The 15883-nt window shown below is 57.6% G+C and carries 13 protein-coding genes; 7 read left to right on the forward strand and 6 right to left on the reverse strand.

What is annotated here, in order from left to right; all coding sequences use genetic code 11:
* Positions 1-64: 64 nt before the first annotated feature.
* The 4 genes from GS636_RS06460 to GS636_RS06475 all read left to right on the forward strand — a co-directional run bounded on the left by GS636_RS06460 (position 65) and on the right by GS636_RS06475 (position 5222).
* On the forward strand, positions 65-1096 hold the full coding sequence (locus GS636_RS06460; protein WP_171092576.1) for a TRAP transporter substrate-binding protein: 1032 nt from the start codon (positions 65-67) through the stop codon (positions 1094-1096).
* A gap of 88 nt (positions 1097-1184) precedes the next feature.
* Positions 1185-2537 carry a glutamine synthetase family protein gene (locus GS636_RS06465; RefSeq protein ID WP_171668853.1) on the forward strand — a complete coding sequence of 451 codons (1353 nt, stop codon included), beginning with the start codon at positions 1185-1187 and terminating at the stop codon, positions 2535-2537.
* Between the two features lie 89 nt (positions 2538-2626).
* Entirely contained in the window at positions 2627-4009 is a 1383-nt protein-coding gene (locus tag GS636_RS06470) for an aldehyde dehydrogenase family protein (RefSeq protein WP_171668854.1), read from the forward strand.
* Positions 4010-4076: 67 nt separating this feature from the next.
* Positions 4077-5222, forward strand: coding sequence for an iron-containing alcohol dehydrogenase (locus GS636_RS06475; protein WP_171668855.1), 1146 nt, complete (start codon positions 4077-4079; stop codon positions 5220-5222).
* 57 nt (positions 5223-5279) lie between these two features.
* On the opposite strand, the gene GS636_RS06480 is transcribed toward GS636_RS06475, so the two are convergent.
* The gene (locus GS636_RS06480) at positions 5280-6512 is read right to left on the reverse strand and encodes an HlyD family secretion protein (RefSeq protein WP_171668856.1); all 1233 of its coding nucleotides are present in this window, start codon (positions 6510-6512) and stop codon (positions 5280-5282) included.
* Positions 6509-6913: a hypothetical protein gene (locus tag GS636_RS06485; RefSeq protein ID WP_216602840.1), complete on the reverse strand. Its 405-nt coding sequence runs from the start codon at positions 6911-6913 to the stop codon at positions 6509-6511. Before GS636_RS06485 ends, GS636_RS06480 begins: the two co-directional genes overlap by 4 nt.
* Positions 6914-7099: 186 nt before the next feature.
* Here GS636_RS06485 and GS636_RS06490 point away from each other — a divergent pair, with 186 nt between their 5' ends.
* From GS636_RS06490 to GS636_RS06500, 3 genes are all read left to right on the forward strand, one after another.
* Positions 7100-8173: an FAD-binding oxidoreductase gene (locus GS636_RS06490; protein ID WP_171668858.1), complete on the forward strand. Its 1074-nt coding sequence runs from the start codon at positions 7100-7102 to the stop codon at positions 8171-8173.
* Positions 8170-8823: a DUF938 domain-containing protein gene (locus GS636_RS06495; protein ID WP_171668859.1), complete on the forward strand. Its 654-nt coding sequence runs from the start codon at positions 8170-8172 to the stop codon at positions 8821-8823. The genes GS636_RS06490 and GS636_RS06495 overlap by 4 nt, the downstream gene beginning before the upstream one ends.
* A 69-nt stretch (positions 8824-8892) precedes the next feature.
* Positions 8893-9231 (forward strand): carboxymuconolactone decarboxylase family protein, encoded by a 339-nt coding sequence (locus GS636_RS06500; RefSeq protein ID WP_171646595.1) that lies wholly within the window; start codon positions 8893-8895, stop codon positions 9229-9231.
* Between the two features lie 282 nt (positions 9232-9513).
* Here the strand turns inward: GS636_RS06500 and GS636_RS06505 are convergent, their stop codons facing one another.
* From GS636_RS06505 to ggt, 4 genes are all read right to left on the reverse strand, one after another.
* Positions 9514-12021, reverse strand: coding sequence for an FAD-dependent oxidoreductase (locus GS636_RS06505; RefSeq protein ID WP_171668860.1), 2508 nt, complete (start codon positions 12019-12021; stop codon positions 9514-9516).
* A gap of 142 nt (positions 12022-12163) precedes the next feature.
* Positions 12164-12442, reverse strand: a complete 279-nt coding sequence (locus tag GS636_RS06510; protein WP_171668861.1) for a hypothetical protein — start codon at positions 12440-12442, stop codon at positions 12164-12166.
* Between the two features lie 85 nt (positions 12443-12527).
* Positions 12528-13937 carry an FAD-binding oxidoreductase gene (locus tag GS636_RS06515; protein WP_171668862.1) on the reverse strand — a complete coding sequence of 470 codons (1410 nt, stop codon included), beginning with the start codon at positions 13935-13937 and terminating at the stop codon, positions 12528-12530.
* Between the two features lie 93 nt (positions 13938-14030).
* Complete coding sequence (gene ggt / locus GS636_RS06520; protein ID WP_171668863.1) at positions 14031-15818, reverse strand: gamma-glutamyltransferase; 1788 nt, start codon at positions 15816-15818, stop codon at positions 14031-14033.
* Between the last annotated feature and the right edge of the window lie 65 nt (positions 15819-15883).

Below are 15883 nucleotides of genomic sequence, written 5' to 3' on the forward strand. Positions count from 1 at the left end.
CGGACCAAACCGGGGCATCGCGGGTATCCCCCGCATTGCTGAAACTGACCAACGGAGAGAGAGAATGACAAACAGACGTACATTTCTGAAAGGCGCAGCAGCCGCGCCCGCAGCAGCGCTGGCGACACCTGCACTGGCGCAATCAACGATCAGATGGCGGATGCAGACCTATGCAGGCCCGGCGCTGGCTGAACACGTGATCGATCCGGCCATCAAGATGTTCAACACCATCGCCGGTGATCGGATGCAGATTGAGCTGTTCTATGCAGACCAGCTCGTCCCGACGGGCGAGCTGTTCCGCGCCATGCAGCGCGGCACGATCGACGCAGTGCAGTCGGATGACGACTCGATGGCGTCGCCGACCGAAGTCACCGTGTTCGGCGGTTACTTCCCGTTTGCCTCGCGCTACTCGCTGGACGTGCCGGTTCTGTTCAATCAATACGGGCTGAACGAAATCTGGGACGCCGAGTATTCTAAAGTTGGCGTCAAGCACATCTCGGCAGGTGCATGGGACCCGTGCCATTTCGCGACCAAAGACCCGATCAACAGCCTCGCTGACCTGCAGGGCAAGCGTGTCTTTACCTTCCCGACAGCGGGCCGCTTCCTGAGCCAGTTTGGCGTCGTGCCGGTGACACTGCCATGGGAAGACATCGAAGTTGCGGTTCAAACCGGCGAGCTGGACGGTATCGCGTGGTCAGGGATCACCGAAGACTACACCGTGGGTTGGGCGGATGTGACCAACTACTTCCTGACCAACAACATCTCGGGCGCATGGGCGGGCTCATTCTTCGCCAATATGGATCGCTGGAATGAGCTGCCGGAAGACCTGCAGACCTTGTTCCGCGTCTGCACCGATCAGTCGCACTATTACCGCCAGTGGTGGTATTGGGGTGGCGAGGCCAGCCTGCGCGTCAACGGCGACAAGATGCAGCTGACGTCAATTCCGGACGAAGAATGGGCAACTGTCGAAGCGGCGGCCGTTGCATTCTGGGACGAGATCGCAGCCGAGTCAGAGACGAAAGCGAAGGTTGTTGAAATCTTCAAGCAATACAACGCCGACATGCTCAAGGCTGGACGGCCTTATCGCTACGGCTAACTTGCTGCAAACCTGACCTGCCCCTTAAGGGGCGGGTCAATCACGACGAATGGCCGAAAGTTAAACTCGGCAAAGAAAAAGGTGGCACATGCTCACGTTCGAACATCTGAAGACGCAAGTCTCTGAAGGTACGGTGGATACGGTATTGGTCTGCATGGTCGACATGCAAGGACGATTGATGGGCAAACGCTTTCATGCGGGTCACTTTGTGGCGAGCGCGTGGGAAGAGACGCATTGCTGCAACTACCTTTTGGCCACTGATCTGGAAATGGCCACGCCGGACGGCTATGCGTCGACCAGTTGGGAACGTGGCTATGGCGACTATGTCATGAAGCCCGATCTGAGCACGCTGCGCCCGGTTCCGTGGCTTGCGGGCACTGTCATGGTGATGTGCGATGTGCTGGACCACCACACACATGAAGAAGTGCCGCACGCTCCGCGCTCGATCCTGAAACGTCAGGTCAATCGCCTGAAGGCCATGGGTTATGACGCGATGTGTGCCACCGAGCTGGAGTTTTTCCTGTTCGAAAAAAGCTTTGACCAGATCCGCAAGGAAGGTTTCCGCGATCTGGAGCCAATCTCGGGCTACAACGAAGATTATCACATTCTTCAAACCACCAAAGAAGAACACGTGATGCGCCCGATCCGCAATCACTTGTGGGACGCGGGCATTCCGGTCGAAAACACCAAGGGCGAAGCCGAGACCGGACAGGAAGAGTTGAACATCAAATACGCGCCTGCGATGGACACGGCCGAGTATCATTCGATCGCCAAGAATGCCGTGAAAGAAATCGCCTGGCAGCATGGCCATGCCGCGACATTCCTGCCGAAATGGCACCATGAGAAAGTCGGCAGTTCCAGCCACGTCCATCAATCGCTTTGGTCAGATGGAACGCCTGCGTTTTATGACGCAGCAGATGACTTGGGTATGTCCGCTCTGATGAAGAGCTACATGGCAGGTTTGTTGAAATATGCTGCCGACTACACCTATTTCATGGCCCCTTACATTAACAGCTACAAGCGCTTTATGAAGGGCACCTTCGCACCAACGCGGATCATTTGGTCAGTGGACAATCGCACTGCCGGTTTCCGACTGTGCGGGGACGGTACCAAGGCAGTGCGGGTGGAATGCCGGATCCCGGGTTCGGACATGAACCCTTACCTGGCAATGGCCGGGATGCTGGCCGCCGGGATCGCAGGCATTGAGGAAGGGTTGGAATTGCAAGCGCCCACCACGGGCGACGTGTATCAGGGTGAAACCGGTATGATCCCAGGCAACTTGCGTGCCGCACGGGATGCGTTGCACGGCTCGGGCATGTTGCGGGCGGCTATGGGAGATGATGTGGTCGACCACTATACACGTGCCGCTGAAGTCGAGATCGAGGAATTCGAGCGCGTGGTAACTGACTGGGAAGTCGCACGCGGTTTCGAGCGCGCTTAGGGGGCTGGCTGGGGGCTCTGCCCCCAGACCCCCGAGGTATTTTGGCCAGATGAAGCAGGGATCCTGCATTCTTTCTATACGGAGTGAACATGGGGCAGATGTTGAAATGTGTCTCGCCGATTGATGGATCGGTTTTTGCGGAACGAGACGTGTTGTCTCGGGATGCGGCATTTGAGGTTGCAGGCCGGGCGCGCGCCGCTCAGGCAAATTGGGCGGCGCGTCCGCTGCAGGAACGGATTGATCTTGTCATGGCAGGGGTGGCCGCTGTTGGCGCGATGAATGATGAGATCGTGCCAGAACTGGCGCATATGATGGGCCGCCCGGTGCGTTATGGTGGTGAGTTCGGCGGCTTCAACGAACGTGCCGGCCATATGGCAGAGATTGCAGAAACATCTCTGGCTGATATCGCGGTAGGCGAGGACGAAACGTTCCGGCGTTACATCAAGCGCATTCCGCACGGGGTCGTGTTTGTTGTGGCCCCCTGGAACTATCCCTACATGACAGCGATCAACACTGTCGCCCCTGCACTGATCGCGGGCAATACGGTGATCCTGAAACACGCCACGCAGACCCTGCTAGTGGGCGCGCGTATGGCGCAAGCCTTCCACGCAGCCGGTGTGCCTGAAGATGTGTTCCAGAACGTGTTCCTCAGCCATGACGTCACCAATGACCTGATCGCGGGCAATGCGTTTGACTTCGTAAACTTCACCGGCTCGGTCGGCGGCGGCCAGGCGATGGAGCGCGCGGCGGCGGGCACCTTTACCGGCGTCGGCACCGAACTGGGCGGCAAGGATCCGGGCTATGTCATGGAAGATGCCGATCTGGATGCCGCCGTCGATACACTGATTGATGGCGCGATGTTCAACTCGGGCCAGTGCTGCTGTGGGATCGAGCGGATCTACGTGCATGAAAGCCTTTATGACGATTTTGTCGCCAAGGCGGTGGAGATCGTGAAGGGATACAAACTGGGCAACCCGCTGGACGCTGAGACGACCATCGGCCCCATGGCCAACGTGCGTTTCGCTGATGAAGTACGCGCTCAAATTGCCGAGGCCATTGAGGCAGGCGCGGTTGCGCATATCGAAACCTTCCCTGAGGATGATGGCGGCGCTTATCTGACCCCTCAGATATTGACCAATGTAACCCACGACATGCGCGTTATGCGGGATGAGAGCTTTGGACCAGTTGTGGGCATCATGAAGGTCTCGTCGGATGACGAAGCAATCTCGCTGATGAATGACAGTGAATTTGGCCTGACCGCCAGCCTCTGGACGCGTGATGTAGATCGCGCAGCGCGAGTGGGCGACCAGATCGAGACCGGCACGGTGTTCATGAACCGTGCGGATTATCTGGACCCTGGCCTGTGCTGGACCGGATGCAAGAATACCGGGCGCGGCGGCGGTCTGTCGGTCATTGGGTACCACAATCTCACCCGTCCCAAATCCTACCACCTTAAGAAGGTCACGGGCTAAAGACGACGGCCTGCTCGGGTCTTACCCCCTCGCCCGGGCAGGTTGCACATTACAAAGGAAACCTGACATGTCACTTGTTGGAAACTGGTCTTATCCGACCGCAATCAAATTTGGTGCCGGACGCATCAAGGAATTGCCCGAAGCCTGTGCTGCAGCCGGTATGAAAAAACCTCTGCTGGTCACAGATAAGGGCTTGGCCGATCTGCCGATCACCTCGGCAACGCTGGATATTATGGAAGCTGCCGGTTTGGGCCGTGGGCTGTTCAGCGACGTAGATCCCAACCCGAACGAAAAGAACCTTGAGGCAGGTGTCGCAGCGTATAACGCGGGCGGCCATGACGGGGTGATCGCCTTTGGCGGGGGGTCTGGTCTGGACCTTGGCAAAATGGTTGCCTTTATGGCGGGCCAAACCCGCCCAGTTTGGGATTTTGAAGATATCGGCGACTGGTGGACCCGAGCAGACGCGGACGTGATCGCGCCAATCATTGCGGTTCCGACCACCGCCGGGACCGGATCAGAAGTGGGGCGTGCCAGCGTCATCACCAACTCGGAAACCCACGCCAAGAAAATCATCTTCCATCCCAAAGTGCTTCCGGCTGTGGTGATCTGCGACCCCGAGCTTACTGTGGGGATGCCGAAATTCATCACCTCAGGGACCGGTCTGGATGCATTTGCGCACTGCGTTGAAGCCTTTTCCAGCCCGCATTATCACCCGATGAGTCAGGGCATTGCGTTGGAAGGCATGCGCCTGGTGAAAGAGTACCTGCCGCGCGCCTATGCCGACGGCACCGACATCGAAGCCCGCGCCCAGATGATGAGCGCAGCAGCCATGGGGGCAACTGCCTTCCAGAAAGGTCTGGGTGCCATCCACGCGATGAGCCACCCGATCGGTGCGGTGTTCAACACTCATCACGGCACGACCAACGCGGTGTGTATGCCGGCTGTGTTGGAGTTCAACGCTCCCGCCATCGCCGACAGGTTCCAGCAGGCAGCGGCTTATCTGGGCATTGATGGTGGCTTTGATGGCTTCCGCGCTTTTGTGCAGGAATTCAACGACAGCCTCGGCATCCCGCGCACCCTTTCCGATCTGGGCGTCACCGAAGCGTCGATCCCCGAGCTGGTAGAAGGCGCGATCATTGACCCCTCTTGCGGGGGCAACCCGATTGAGTTGACGAAAGAAAACCTGACACAGCTGTTCAAAGCAGCGCTTTAAAATCAAAGGGCCCGGCAAAACTGCCGGGCCCTTTGCGTTTGGGGTGCCTAAACCGGATCAATGCCCGGTCAGAACCAGAGTATTCACCGGCATCAGGATCAGACGCAAACGCAGACCGGCCGCGTGAACGACACCGATCGTGTCCACCACATGCAAAAATGCGGCCTCCCAAAAACCGAGATCCTCATGCTCCAACCGCTCATGGTTGTCGGTGTAAACATTGGCCAGACAGTTGCTGCCCGGAGGGATGTCATCGGCCATACCTTTATAAAGCGGTTCCATATACACCAGAATCGAGCCGGGATTGTTGTTGGCCTGCACATCCCTGAGTTCGTCCGAGGGACGGATCTGGCCGGAAGGAATGACATCCTGCACTTCGACTACGACCGTAGGGATAACAGTGAACGGCTTGGTCATACAGCCCAACTCACCGATCATGCCCGGCTTGATGACCTGAGCAGATAGCTGGTTGAACGCGGCCTGGAAACGGTCATGCCCGGTATGGGACGGCACCAGAATACCAGCCGGGCGCAGCAACGGGCTGACATAGTCGCCGACTTGCAAGCTAAACTGTTCCACCCGTCCGGTGACACCGGCGAGTATCACTGTTTTGTCCAGTTCGGTCTGTGCGGCGTCCAGTTGCGCGATGGCACTGGCCAGTTGCGCCGGGATCAACTCTTCGATTTGCTGTTCGACCGCTGCGCGTTTGGCTTCTGCGGCAACAACCTGGGACTCACGCTCGGCGGCAAGGTTTTCCAGGCGCTCGATCTCGGCCAGCCGTACCGCACTTGATCCTTCGTCCCGCAAGGTTGTGTTGCGCTCCAAATCCTCAAGCGCCTGCGCCAGAGCCGCCGTGGACCCGGCAATACCTGCGTCAGCCTCGGCCAGTTCAGTTTCTGCAACCTTAAGCGAGGCTTGAACCTGCGCAATCTGAGCATTTGCCGCCTGAACCTGTGCGGTCTGAGTAAAATCCTCGATCCGGAAAATCGGCTGACCCGCTGTGACCAGTTCGTTGCTTCTGACAAATACTTCAGACACGCGACCGCCCAGTTGCGGCAGAATCGTTACGGTACGAAAATAAGAAGCGGCCGTTTTGCTGGCCGGGTGAAAATAGAACAGCGTGGTGATCACGGTCAGCGCCAGAATGGCGCATGTCGTCAAACCCCAACGCAATTCGTACCACATGGTAAACAACGTGATCTCGTGACCGATACGTTTACCCTGAACAAACCGGCGGAACAAATAGTCGGGCAGCACCGTAATCAGGGCGCAGAGCATAGTCTCGATCATTTGCTGTGCTCCTGCGCTTCGCCTGTTTCTGACGCGGGTGGCGTCGGTTCTGTCACCTCAGGCACCGGTTCGGGCGCTGGGACCCGAGAAAGCGAACGAATGGCGTCAGCAATGTTTCGGAGCGGCGTGGCAAAATCCGGAAATTGAAATCCTGCGACTAGTATGGCGGCAACCCAGAAAAGGCCATTATGTGTAAACAATGCGAGCAGCGCGAGAATACCCACCAACTGGAATTGTGGGTGATTGTTTTCGTGGGCCATTTTCTCGGGAACGGAATGAAGCGTCAGATAACCAACACCGATCAGCACCACCAGAACGACAAAGAAAACAACCATCGCTGAGAATAGGTAGTCGCTTCCGTCAGCTGCGACGACGTATCGGGGAATATGCCCTGTCGCCATTGGATGAAGGTCCGCAGCAGTCACATTACACTCCTGTTTATTTTGGTACGTCTTTGACCGGGTTGAAGCATAAATTCAAGGCTGCTTATAGTCCGGAAAGCCAAACGCAAAACGAACCAGAGGCGCGCGGGCAAATGTGCTCTCCCAGAAAACCGGCCTGTCTCTGATCTGTAGGGTTAACAAGAAATGATTGATTTCCTGATCATCGGAGGCGGCATCGCCGGACTTAGTGCGGGCGCACGTCTTTCGACGCACGGAAAAGTGATGGTACTCGAAGCCGAAGACGCCCTGGGCTATCACGCATCCGGGCGATCTGCGGCATTGTTTGAAGAAAGCTATGGACCACCTTCAGTGGTCGCTTTGAACAAAGCCGGGGGTGACTTTCTGCACACACAGAATGGTGGCTATCTGACCCCACGGGGTTTGATGCTGGTCGGTGCACAAGACCAATCTCAGCAGTTCGATGCCGATTCCAACGAGCTGAACATGGCCCAGATATCGGTAGATGAGGCCATCGCGCGCGTTCCGATCCTGAACCCCGAACAGGTCGGTTTTGCAGCAGTCAGCGAGGCCGCATTTGACATCGACACGGATCGTTTGTTGCAGGACTTCGCCAGGACCATCCGGCACAACCGCGGGACGGTTTCAACCAAGCACAAAGTTACAGCCATCTGCAAAGACACACATTGGATCGTCACCGCCGGTCAGAGTTTTGAAGCACGCAATTTGGTTAATGCTGCAGGGGCCTGGGTCGACGAAATCGCCAGACTTGCTGACCTTCCACCTATCGGTATCACGCCTCGCCGCCGGTCTATGGCCCGACTGCCCGCCCCCGGAGGCCATGATGTGTCGTGCTGGCCCATGATGCTTGGTGTGGGTGAAACGTGGTACGCCAAACCAGATGCCGGGAAACTGTTGGTCTCGCCATCCGAAGCAGACCCAATTCCACCTCAGGATGCCTATGCCGACGATTTGGTTCTGGCAGAAGGTTTGGCACGCTACGAAGCCCTGATGACCGAAGTAGTCAAACGTGTCGAAACAACTTGGGCCGGCCTGCGCAGTTTTGCCCCAGACGGGACTTTGGTGCTTGGACCAGACCCTCACGACCCAACATTCATCTGGAGCGCGGGCCAAGGCGGATATGGTTTCCAAACGGCACCGGCTGCCTCTCAGCTGCTTTGCGATTTGGTGGTCGGAACCCCCCCTGCCCTTGATGCCGAGAATGTTGCCATGTTGACCCCGGAAAGGTTGAAGCGATGACCAAACGCAAGCTTCCCCCCTCTGCCAGCGTCGCCAATACAGCCGAGGACGGCAAAATGGTGGCCCCTGCGGCATCGCGAAACTCTGACGTTCTATGTGCATTGCTGCGCGACTGGGCTCCGCCACAAGGGCGGTCGTTAGAAATCGCCAGTGGGACCGGTCAGCATATGGCGGCTTTTGCGGCCCAGTTACCCGACTTGGAGTGGCAGCCAACGGAAATCGACCCAGATCGGCGTGCCAGTATCGATGCCTACGTGCGTGAGTTTCCGAATGTCGCCTTGGCCGAAGAACTGGATGCGACCGCCACAGGCTGGCATGCCCGGTTCGTCGGACAAAACATGATCGTGTTGATCAACCTGATACACTTGATCAGTTGGCAGGAAACACGAACTATTGTCGCAGAGGTCGCCAAGGCACTCGCACCATCCGGGCGGTTTGTTCTTTATGGACCATTTATGCGGTCGGGACTGCTCACCAGTGACGGAGACAAGAGATTTCACCAAGCTCTGACCGAACAAGACCCTGACATTGGGTACAAAAATGACACCGAAACACTTGCGTTGTTTGAAGAATTTGGTCTCAACGTACTGAAGACTGTTGATATGCCCGCTAACAACCTTGCATTTGTCACATCGCGACCAGCGGACTGATCGAGATCAAAGTCAGAGCCCTACTATCCGCCTCATATTCTGATTACGGTATATGAAAAGGCGGCTGCAATGGACTGGCAAGGAAAACTCTCTGAAACGCGCAAGAGCCTACGCAATCTCAACGGGTCCATCCCGGAAACCACGCGCGCTTTCGGGACGCTTGGGAAGGTTGTGAAGGAAGGCGGAACACTTGACTACAAGACAAAGGAATTCATCGCTTTGGGCATGTCGGTTACGCTCCGATGCGAGCCCTGTATCTCCCTACACACAGAAGCTTTGGTCAAAGTTGGCGCGACAAGAGATGAAGTGTCGGACGTCTTGGCAATGGCCATTCAGATGGGTGGTGGACCAGCCATGATGTATGCTGCCAAAGCGTTGGAGTGTTTCGACGAATTGAATACCCTGTAGTCTGGGAGCATCCCCAAAAGCCTGCTGACGCAGGCTTGCCTCCGGCGGAGGTATTTTTGAACAGAAGAAGTAACGGATCGTTAACTCTGAACGGGAATGATGGTTTTGCGGTACAGGCGGAGGCGCCGATGACCGCAACAGGAGAAGGCCCCCTTGCAAAAAAGCAGGGGGGCTGAATTTTGAACCCAGCCCCCTCTTCTTCTGTTTTTTAATACCTCCGCCGGAGGCATGTGCCGCCATAGGCGGCGCATTTATTGCACAGCTGATGCCATTGACTGCGGCTTATCCGTCTTTGCGGATAACCTCGTTCTTCGGATCGTAGGGGCTGTCGCATGTGACAACTGCATCCCACAGCTTGTCCTGCATTTTGACTTTCAACTTGGTACCTTCGACCGCCAGCTCTGGCTTAACGTAACCCATGCCGATGGACTTCTCAAAAGCCACCGAATACCCGCCCGAAGTCAGACGACCCACACGCTCACCCTCCGGTGTATATAGCACCTCACGGCCCCACGGGTCGGCATCGTCTGGTCCGTCGATCAACAGGGTACAACACTTCACGCGCACACCGGTCTCTTCCAGCTTGGCCTTGCCGTAGAACTCCTTGGACAGGTCCACAAAGCGCGGTAAATCGGCCTCAAGCGGAGTTGCATCTCGTCCCAGTTCGGTACCGAAAGCGCGATAGGATTTCTCCTGGCGCAGCCAGTTCTGAGCACGGGCACCGACCAGCTTCATACCGTGTTTCTCACCGGCTTTTTCCAGCAGGTCGAACAGGTAGTTCTGCATCTCGATCGGGTGATGCAGTTCCCACCCCAGCTCACCGGTGTAGGCCACGCGGATCGCGTTGACCGGGCACATGCCCAGTTCGATCTGACGCGCCGACAGCCACGGGAAGCGCTTGTTGGACAGCGCGGTTTCTGGATCGGCATCTTTGATGACCTCTTTCAGAACGTCGCGGGACTTGGGTCCGGCGATGGCAAAAACGCCCCACTGAGTGGTCACGTCCTGGATTTCGATGTAACCGAACTCCTCCATCTTGTCCTCGGCCGCCTTGCGCAGGTAATCGGCATCATACTCGGTCCAGGCACCGGCAGAGACGATGTAGTAGTTGTTCTCACCATTGCGGACGATGGTGTATTCGGTACGGGTGGTGCCGTGCGAGGTCAGCGCGTAGGTCAGGTTGATACGACCGACCTTGGGCAGCTTGTTGCAGGTGAACCAATCCAGGAACTGGGTCGCTCCGGGGCCTTTGACGACATGCTTGGTGAAGGCCGATGCGTCGATCAGGCCAACGCCTTCACGGATCGCCTTGGCTTCTTCGACGGCATATTGCCACCAGCCACCACGGCGGAACGACCGGCTTTCCTTGTCGAAGTTGTCAGGTGCATCGACGGGGCCGAAATAGTTCGGACGTTCCCAGCCGTTGACCCAGCCGAACTGAGCGCCGCGTGCTTTCTGGCGGTCATAGGCCGGAACTGTGCGCAGCGGACGGCAGGCTTCACGCTCTTCATCGGGGTGGTGCAGGATGTAGACGTGTTCGTAGCACTCTTCGTTCTTGCGCGCCGCAAACTCGGTTGTCATCCAGTTGGACGAATACCGTTTGGGGTCCAGCGAGGCCATGTCGATCTCGGCTTCTCCATCGACCATCATCTGCGCCAGATAATAACCGGTGCCACCAGCAGCGGTGATACCGAAGCTGAAACCCTCGGCCAGCCACATGTTGCGCAGACCCGGAGCCGGGCCAACCAGCGGGTTGCCGTCGGGGGTATAGCAGATTGGGCCGTTGAAATCGTCTTTCAGGCCGGAGTCAGCGCAAGAAGGCACGCGTTCAGCCATAGCCATATACTGATCCGCGATACGATCGATGTCCAATGGGAACAGGTCGGCACGGAAGCTGTCCGGCACGCCGTATTCGAAGCGCGCAGGCGCGCCGTGCTCGTAGATACCCAGAATCCAGCCGCCGCGCTCTTCGCGCGCGTAGGATTCGTTGTCGGCGTCGCGCACAACGGGGTGCTCGGGGTTGCCGGCTTCACGCCATTTGACCAGCTCTGGGTCTTTGTCCATGACGATGAAGGTGTGCTCGACCGGAATTGCAGGCATCTTGATGCCCAGCATCTTGGCGGTGCGCTGCGCATGGTTGCCCGAAGCGGTCACAACGTGCTCGGCGGTGATGACGACCTGTTCGTCTGATGGAACAAGGTTGCCGCCCTGTTCGATCATCTTGGTGCAGGTGACTTCCCAATGGGTGCCGTTCCAGTGGAAGGCGTCGGCCTGCATCTTGCGGACGATATCAACGCCGCGCTGACGGGCACCTTTGGCCATGGCCTGCGTGACGTCTGCGGGGTTAATATAGCCGTCCTCGGTGTGATAGATCGCACCTTTCAGATCGCCGGTTTCAATCAAAGGCCAGCGCTCTTTAATCTGATCCGGGGTCAGCCATTCGTATTTGACGTCACACGTCTCAGCTGTGGAGGCATAGAGCATATATTCATCCATACGATCCTGCGTCTGCGCCATGCGCAGGTTGCCGACCACCGCGAAGCCCGCGTTCAGACCGGTTTCCTCTTCCAGCGTCTTGTAGAAGTCGACCGAGTATTTGTGGATATGGGTGGTTGCGTAAGACATGTTGAACAGCGGCAAAAGGCCAGCTGCGTGCCAGGTCGAGCCCGAAGTCAGCTCGTCCCGTTCGATAAGCATCACGTCATCCCAGCCAGCCTTGGCCAGGTGATAGGCAATCGAGGTTCCGATGGCGCCACCGCCAACGACCAGTGCTTTGACTTGGGTTTTCATAACCGGGCGTCTCCCCTTGAATTCAGCTGACACCATATGGCGCAGTTAGGGGGCGACGCGCGACATTCATCCGACCAGTGATAGGAAAAAAACGACCCGAACAACAAATGCAGGTCGCAGATCGATCATTCAGCCGCCGACTTCAGCCACTGGAACTGCAACGTTTGCTGGTTCCGACCGTGGTGCAAACCAGCCTGCCGCCCTCGTCTGAAGGTTTCTGAGCTGCTGGTTCCTGTGGTTGGGTTACCTGTGCCTCTGCCTCGGCATGGCTGTCTGTGAATCCGACGCGCGAAGATACCGAGGCGAGATAGCCTTTGATGCCCATACCGTCTTCCGATGCCTTGGCTTGCTGGTAAAAATCCAGCCCAGCAACAGCCAATCCGCAGATTGTGATAAAGCCTGCCAGATATTTTGCACTCATGTCGACCACCTGTCTGTCTATACGCCTTTCAGATCAAAACATGTGGACGATTTAAGGGCGCAAAACGGACCAGATCGCGAAACCGCTAGGGCTGATCAGACAGAATTTTGCCGGGGTTCATAATGTTGAGGGGATCCAGCGCGGCCTTGATTGCGGCCATATACTGTGTGGCGACCCCAAGCTCTTTCTCAAGGTAAGGTCGCTTGCCCTGCCCTATGCCATGTTCCCCCGTGCAGGTGCCTTCCATCGAGATCGCAAGATCGTTGAGCCAGCCAACAAAGGCGTCCGCCTTGGCGACCTCTTCTGCATTTTCCATGTCGATCAGCAACAGCGTGTGGAAATTGCCATCCCCGACATGGCCCACCACCGGAGCAAGCAAGCCAAGTTCGGCTGCCTTTCTTTGGGTCTGGGTCACACATTCGGCCAAACATGAAATCGGTACACAGACATCCGTAGAAATACCGCGTGCGCCGGGGCGCAGTTGCAGACACGCCCAATACATATCATGCCGCGCCTGCCACAGCTTGTTCCGTTCCTCGGTGGTCGTGGTCGCGGCAAAATCGGTACCGCCGAATTCTTCTGCGATCTGGCCAAAGGTTTCAGCCTGTTCAACCGCGCCGCTTTCCGAGCCGTGAAATTCCAGCAGCAACAACGGCGTTTCCGGCAGGCTCAGCCCGGAATAAGCGTTAGCGGCTTGAACCGACATTTCGTCCAATAGCTCGATCCGGGCGACCGGGATACCATATTGGATCGTCATCATCACCGCGCGGCAGGCCGCGTCCACCGTTGGAAACGAACATCGCGCTGAACTGATCGCTTCGGGGATACCCTGCAGCCGCAGGGTCAGCTCCGTGATGATCCCAAGCGTACCTTCGGCCCCGACCAATAGACGGGCCAAATCATACCCGGCCGAGGATTTCTTGGCCCTTTGTCCTGTGCGGATGATCTGGCCATCAGGCATGACCGCCTCGAGGCTGAGAACATTGTCCTTCATCGTGCCGTATCGCACTGCATTGGTGCCCGAAGCGCGCGTAGCGGCCATGCCGCCCAGCGACGCATTGGCCCCGGGGTCAATCGGAAAGAACAAACCCTGATCGCGTAAATGCGTATTCAGCGCCTCGCGGGTCACGCCGGGTTGCACAACGCAGTCCAGGTCTTCGGCATGAACCGCCAGCACCTTGTCCATTTGCGTCAAATCGACCGAGATGCCGCCTGCCGGCGCATTCACATGCCCCTCCAGCGATGTGCCAGTGCCGAAGGGGATAACCGGTACGCGGTGCACCGCGCAGGTTTTGACAATGTCTGAAACTTCCTGCGTTGTATGCGGGAAAACCACGGCATCCGGGCTTTGGTTTTCAATCCAGGTCGTGGTGTGGCCGTGCTGTTCCCGAATCGCTGCGCTTGTTTGCAGCCTGTCGCCGAAACGTTGTTTGAGAATGCTGATCGCGGTTTCTATGCCTGTTTCATTTCTAGGCAACGCCTTAGCTTGTACCATCGTCATCCTCCCCTGCCCCAAAACACTGCGGGCCTTTCAGCCAATGACTAAAAGGCCCGCAAAGTTTGGGCAATACCCACTTATTCCAAGGGGCTACTCGCCCAGTGCAATCCCTTCACGGCGCGGGTCGGCGCCCCCCCTCAGCCCGTCACCGATTTCAATAGCGTGCAAACCCGATGTCAGATCGCGTGGGTTGACCTCAAAACCTTGCAGCACCAGCGCGTCCGTGAACCCTTCTGCTGCGGTGCCTGCCTCGACGTCATAGGTTCCGAAGCGATTGACCAAGTGTGGCAAGGACACCGCCTGCTGTACATCCATTCCCCAATCTGCCCAAGCAATGATCGACTTCGCGACATAGCCGATGATGCGGCTGCCACCCGGCGACCCGATGGCCAGAACCGGAGCGCCGTCCTGCATCACGATGGTGGGGCTCATGGAGGAACGCGGGCGTTTTCCGGGTTCCAGCCGGTTGGCAATCGGCACACCGTCGCTATGGGTTTTAAACGAGAAGTCCGTCAGCTCGTTGTTCAAAAGGAACCCGTTCGTCATCAGACGCGAACCAAAGCCGTTTTCGATCGTCGTTGTCATCGACAGCACGTTGCCATAGCTGTCCACAATCGAGATATGCGAGGTCGAGGGCAGCTCGAGCGACACATCATCCGCCAAGTTCAGCGCATGGTCGAATTCGGGTTGCCCCGGCGCGATTTCGGCCAGCGCACCTTCGGCATCCAACAAAGCCGCGCGCTGCGCAAGATAATCCGCATCAACCAACCCCTTTGTCGGCATGGGAACAAAATCACTATCGGCCATGTAACGACCCCGATCCGCAAAAGCGAGGCGAGAGGCGTCTCCGATCAGCCGCCAGGCTTCCGCGCTTTCGGGGCCCATCGCTGCCAGATCATAGCTGTTCAGCATCCCGAGAATCTGCCCCACGGTCAGCGCACCAGAGGATGGCGGCCCCATACCGCAGACTTCGTATGCGCGGTATGCAGCACAAACCGGTTCGCGTTCGATCACCTGATACAGCGCCAAATCAACGCCGGACAGAACCCCCGGATTGCCCGGAGCGTTCCGCACCGTGCGGACAATATCCGCAGCAATCTCACCGCCATAAAACCCAGCGGCCCCGTCACTGGCCAATACACGCAAGGTATCTGCATAGGCCGGATTGGTCAGCCGTTGCCCCTGCTGCAAAGGTTCTCCGCCCGGCAGAAAGTAAGCGGCTGTCTGGGGAAAACGCGACAGGCGCTCGGCGTCGTTTTCAACAAGGCTGGCCAAGCGCGGCGAGACCAGGAAACCTTCGTCCGCCAACCGGATGCCATCGGTGAACAGACCAGGCCAAGAGGAACGTCCCCAACGGCGGTGCGCCTCTTCCAGCAAGGCGGGCGTGCCCGGAGTTCCCACCGACAATCCCCCGACAACCGCATCGAAGAACTTCAGCGGCTCCCCATTTTCGTCCTGAAACAGCGTCGGTGTGGCTGCCTGTGGGGCGGTTTCGCGCCCGTCCAGTGTTGTCATCTGCCCAGTTGCTGCGTCATACCAAACCAAAAACGCTCCGCCGCCCAAGCCCGAGGATTGCGGCTCGACCAGACCCAGCACGACCTGCACGGCCACCATTGCATCCGCAGCAGACCCGCCTGCGCGCAATACTTTCGCCCCAGCTTCAACGGCCAGTGGGTTGGCTGCGGCCACCATCCAGTTCTCGGATGTGACCGGAACACCGTCCAGCTTGGCCTCAAGCGCGGCGATGACCTCTTCGGTCAGGGCCTGCACCTGCCCTTCAGTGGCGGTTTCTGGCGCAACGGCATCAGCCGCCTCCTGAGCCAGGACCGGCGTAGAAAGCGCATATGCCGAAAGTAACAAAGCGGAAACACATCTCATCTGATCAAATCCTCCAATACTTCGTTTTGTTTCAAACCTGTAAGCAATGACCGCGCTCTGCAATG

Origin of the sequence: Ruegeria sp. HKCCD4884, from assembly GCF_013110855.1 — a bacterium.
In the GTDB taxonomy this organism is placed as follows: Bacteria; Pseudomonadota; Alphaproteobacteria; order Rhodobacterales; family Rhodobacteraceae; genus Ruegeria.

Bases quoted from the DNA above. Each gene is read 5' to 3' on its own strand.
- GS636_RS06460 (WP_171092576.1), top strand. From the start codon at position 65: ATGACAAACAGACGTACATTTCTGAAAGGCGCAGCAGCCGCGCCCGCA.
- GS636_RS06465 (WP_171668853.1), top strand. From the start codon at position 1,185: ATGCTCACGTTCGAACATCTGAAGACGCAAGTCTCTGAAGGTACGGTG.
- GS636_RS06470 (WP_171668854.1), top strand. From the start codon at position 2,627: ATGGGGCAGATGTTGAAATGTGTCTCGCCGATTGATGGATCGGTTTTT.
- GS636_RS06475 (WP_171668855.1), top strand. From the start codon at position 4,077: ATGTCACTTGTTGGAAACTGGTCTTATCCGACCGCAATCAAATTTGGT.
- GS636_RS06480 (WP_171668856.1), bottom strand. From the start codon at position 6,512: ATGATCGAGACTATGCTCTGCGCCCTGATTACGGTGCTGCCCGACTAT.
- GS636_RS06485 (WP_216602840.1), bottom strand. From the start codon at position 6,913: ATGGCGACAGGGCATATTCCCCGATACGTCGTCGCAGCTGACGGAAGC.
- GS636_RS06490 (WP_171668858.1), top strand. From the start codon at position 7,100: ATGATTGATTTCCTGATCATCGGAGGCGGCATCGCCGGACTTAGTGCG.
- GS636_RS06495 (WP_171668859.1), top strand. From the start codon at position 8,170: ATGACCAAACGCAAGCTTCCCCCCTCTGCCAGCGTCGCCAATACAGCC.
- GS636_RS06500 (WP_171646595.1), top strand. From the start codon at position 8,893: ATGGACTGGCAAGGAAAACTCTCTGAAACGCGCAAGAGCCTACGCAAT.
- GS636_RS06505 (WP_171668860.1), bottom strand. From the start codon at position 12,021: ATGAAAACCCAAGTCAAAGCACTGGTCGTTGGCGGTGGCGCCATCGGA.
- GS636_RS06510 (WP_171668861.1), bottom strand. From the start codon at position 12,442: ATGAGTGCAAAATATCTGGCAGGCTTTATCACAATCTGCGGATTGGCT.
- GS636_RS06515 (WP_171668862.1), bottom strand. From the start codon at position 13,937: ATGGTACAAGCTAAGGCGTTGCCTAGAAATGAAACAGGCATAGAAACC.
- ggt (WP_171668863.1), bottom strand. From the start codon at position 15,818: ATGAGATGTGTTTCCGCTTTGTTACTTTCGGCATATGCGCTTTCTACG.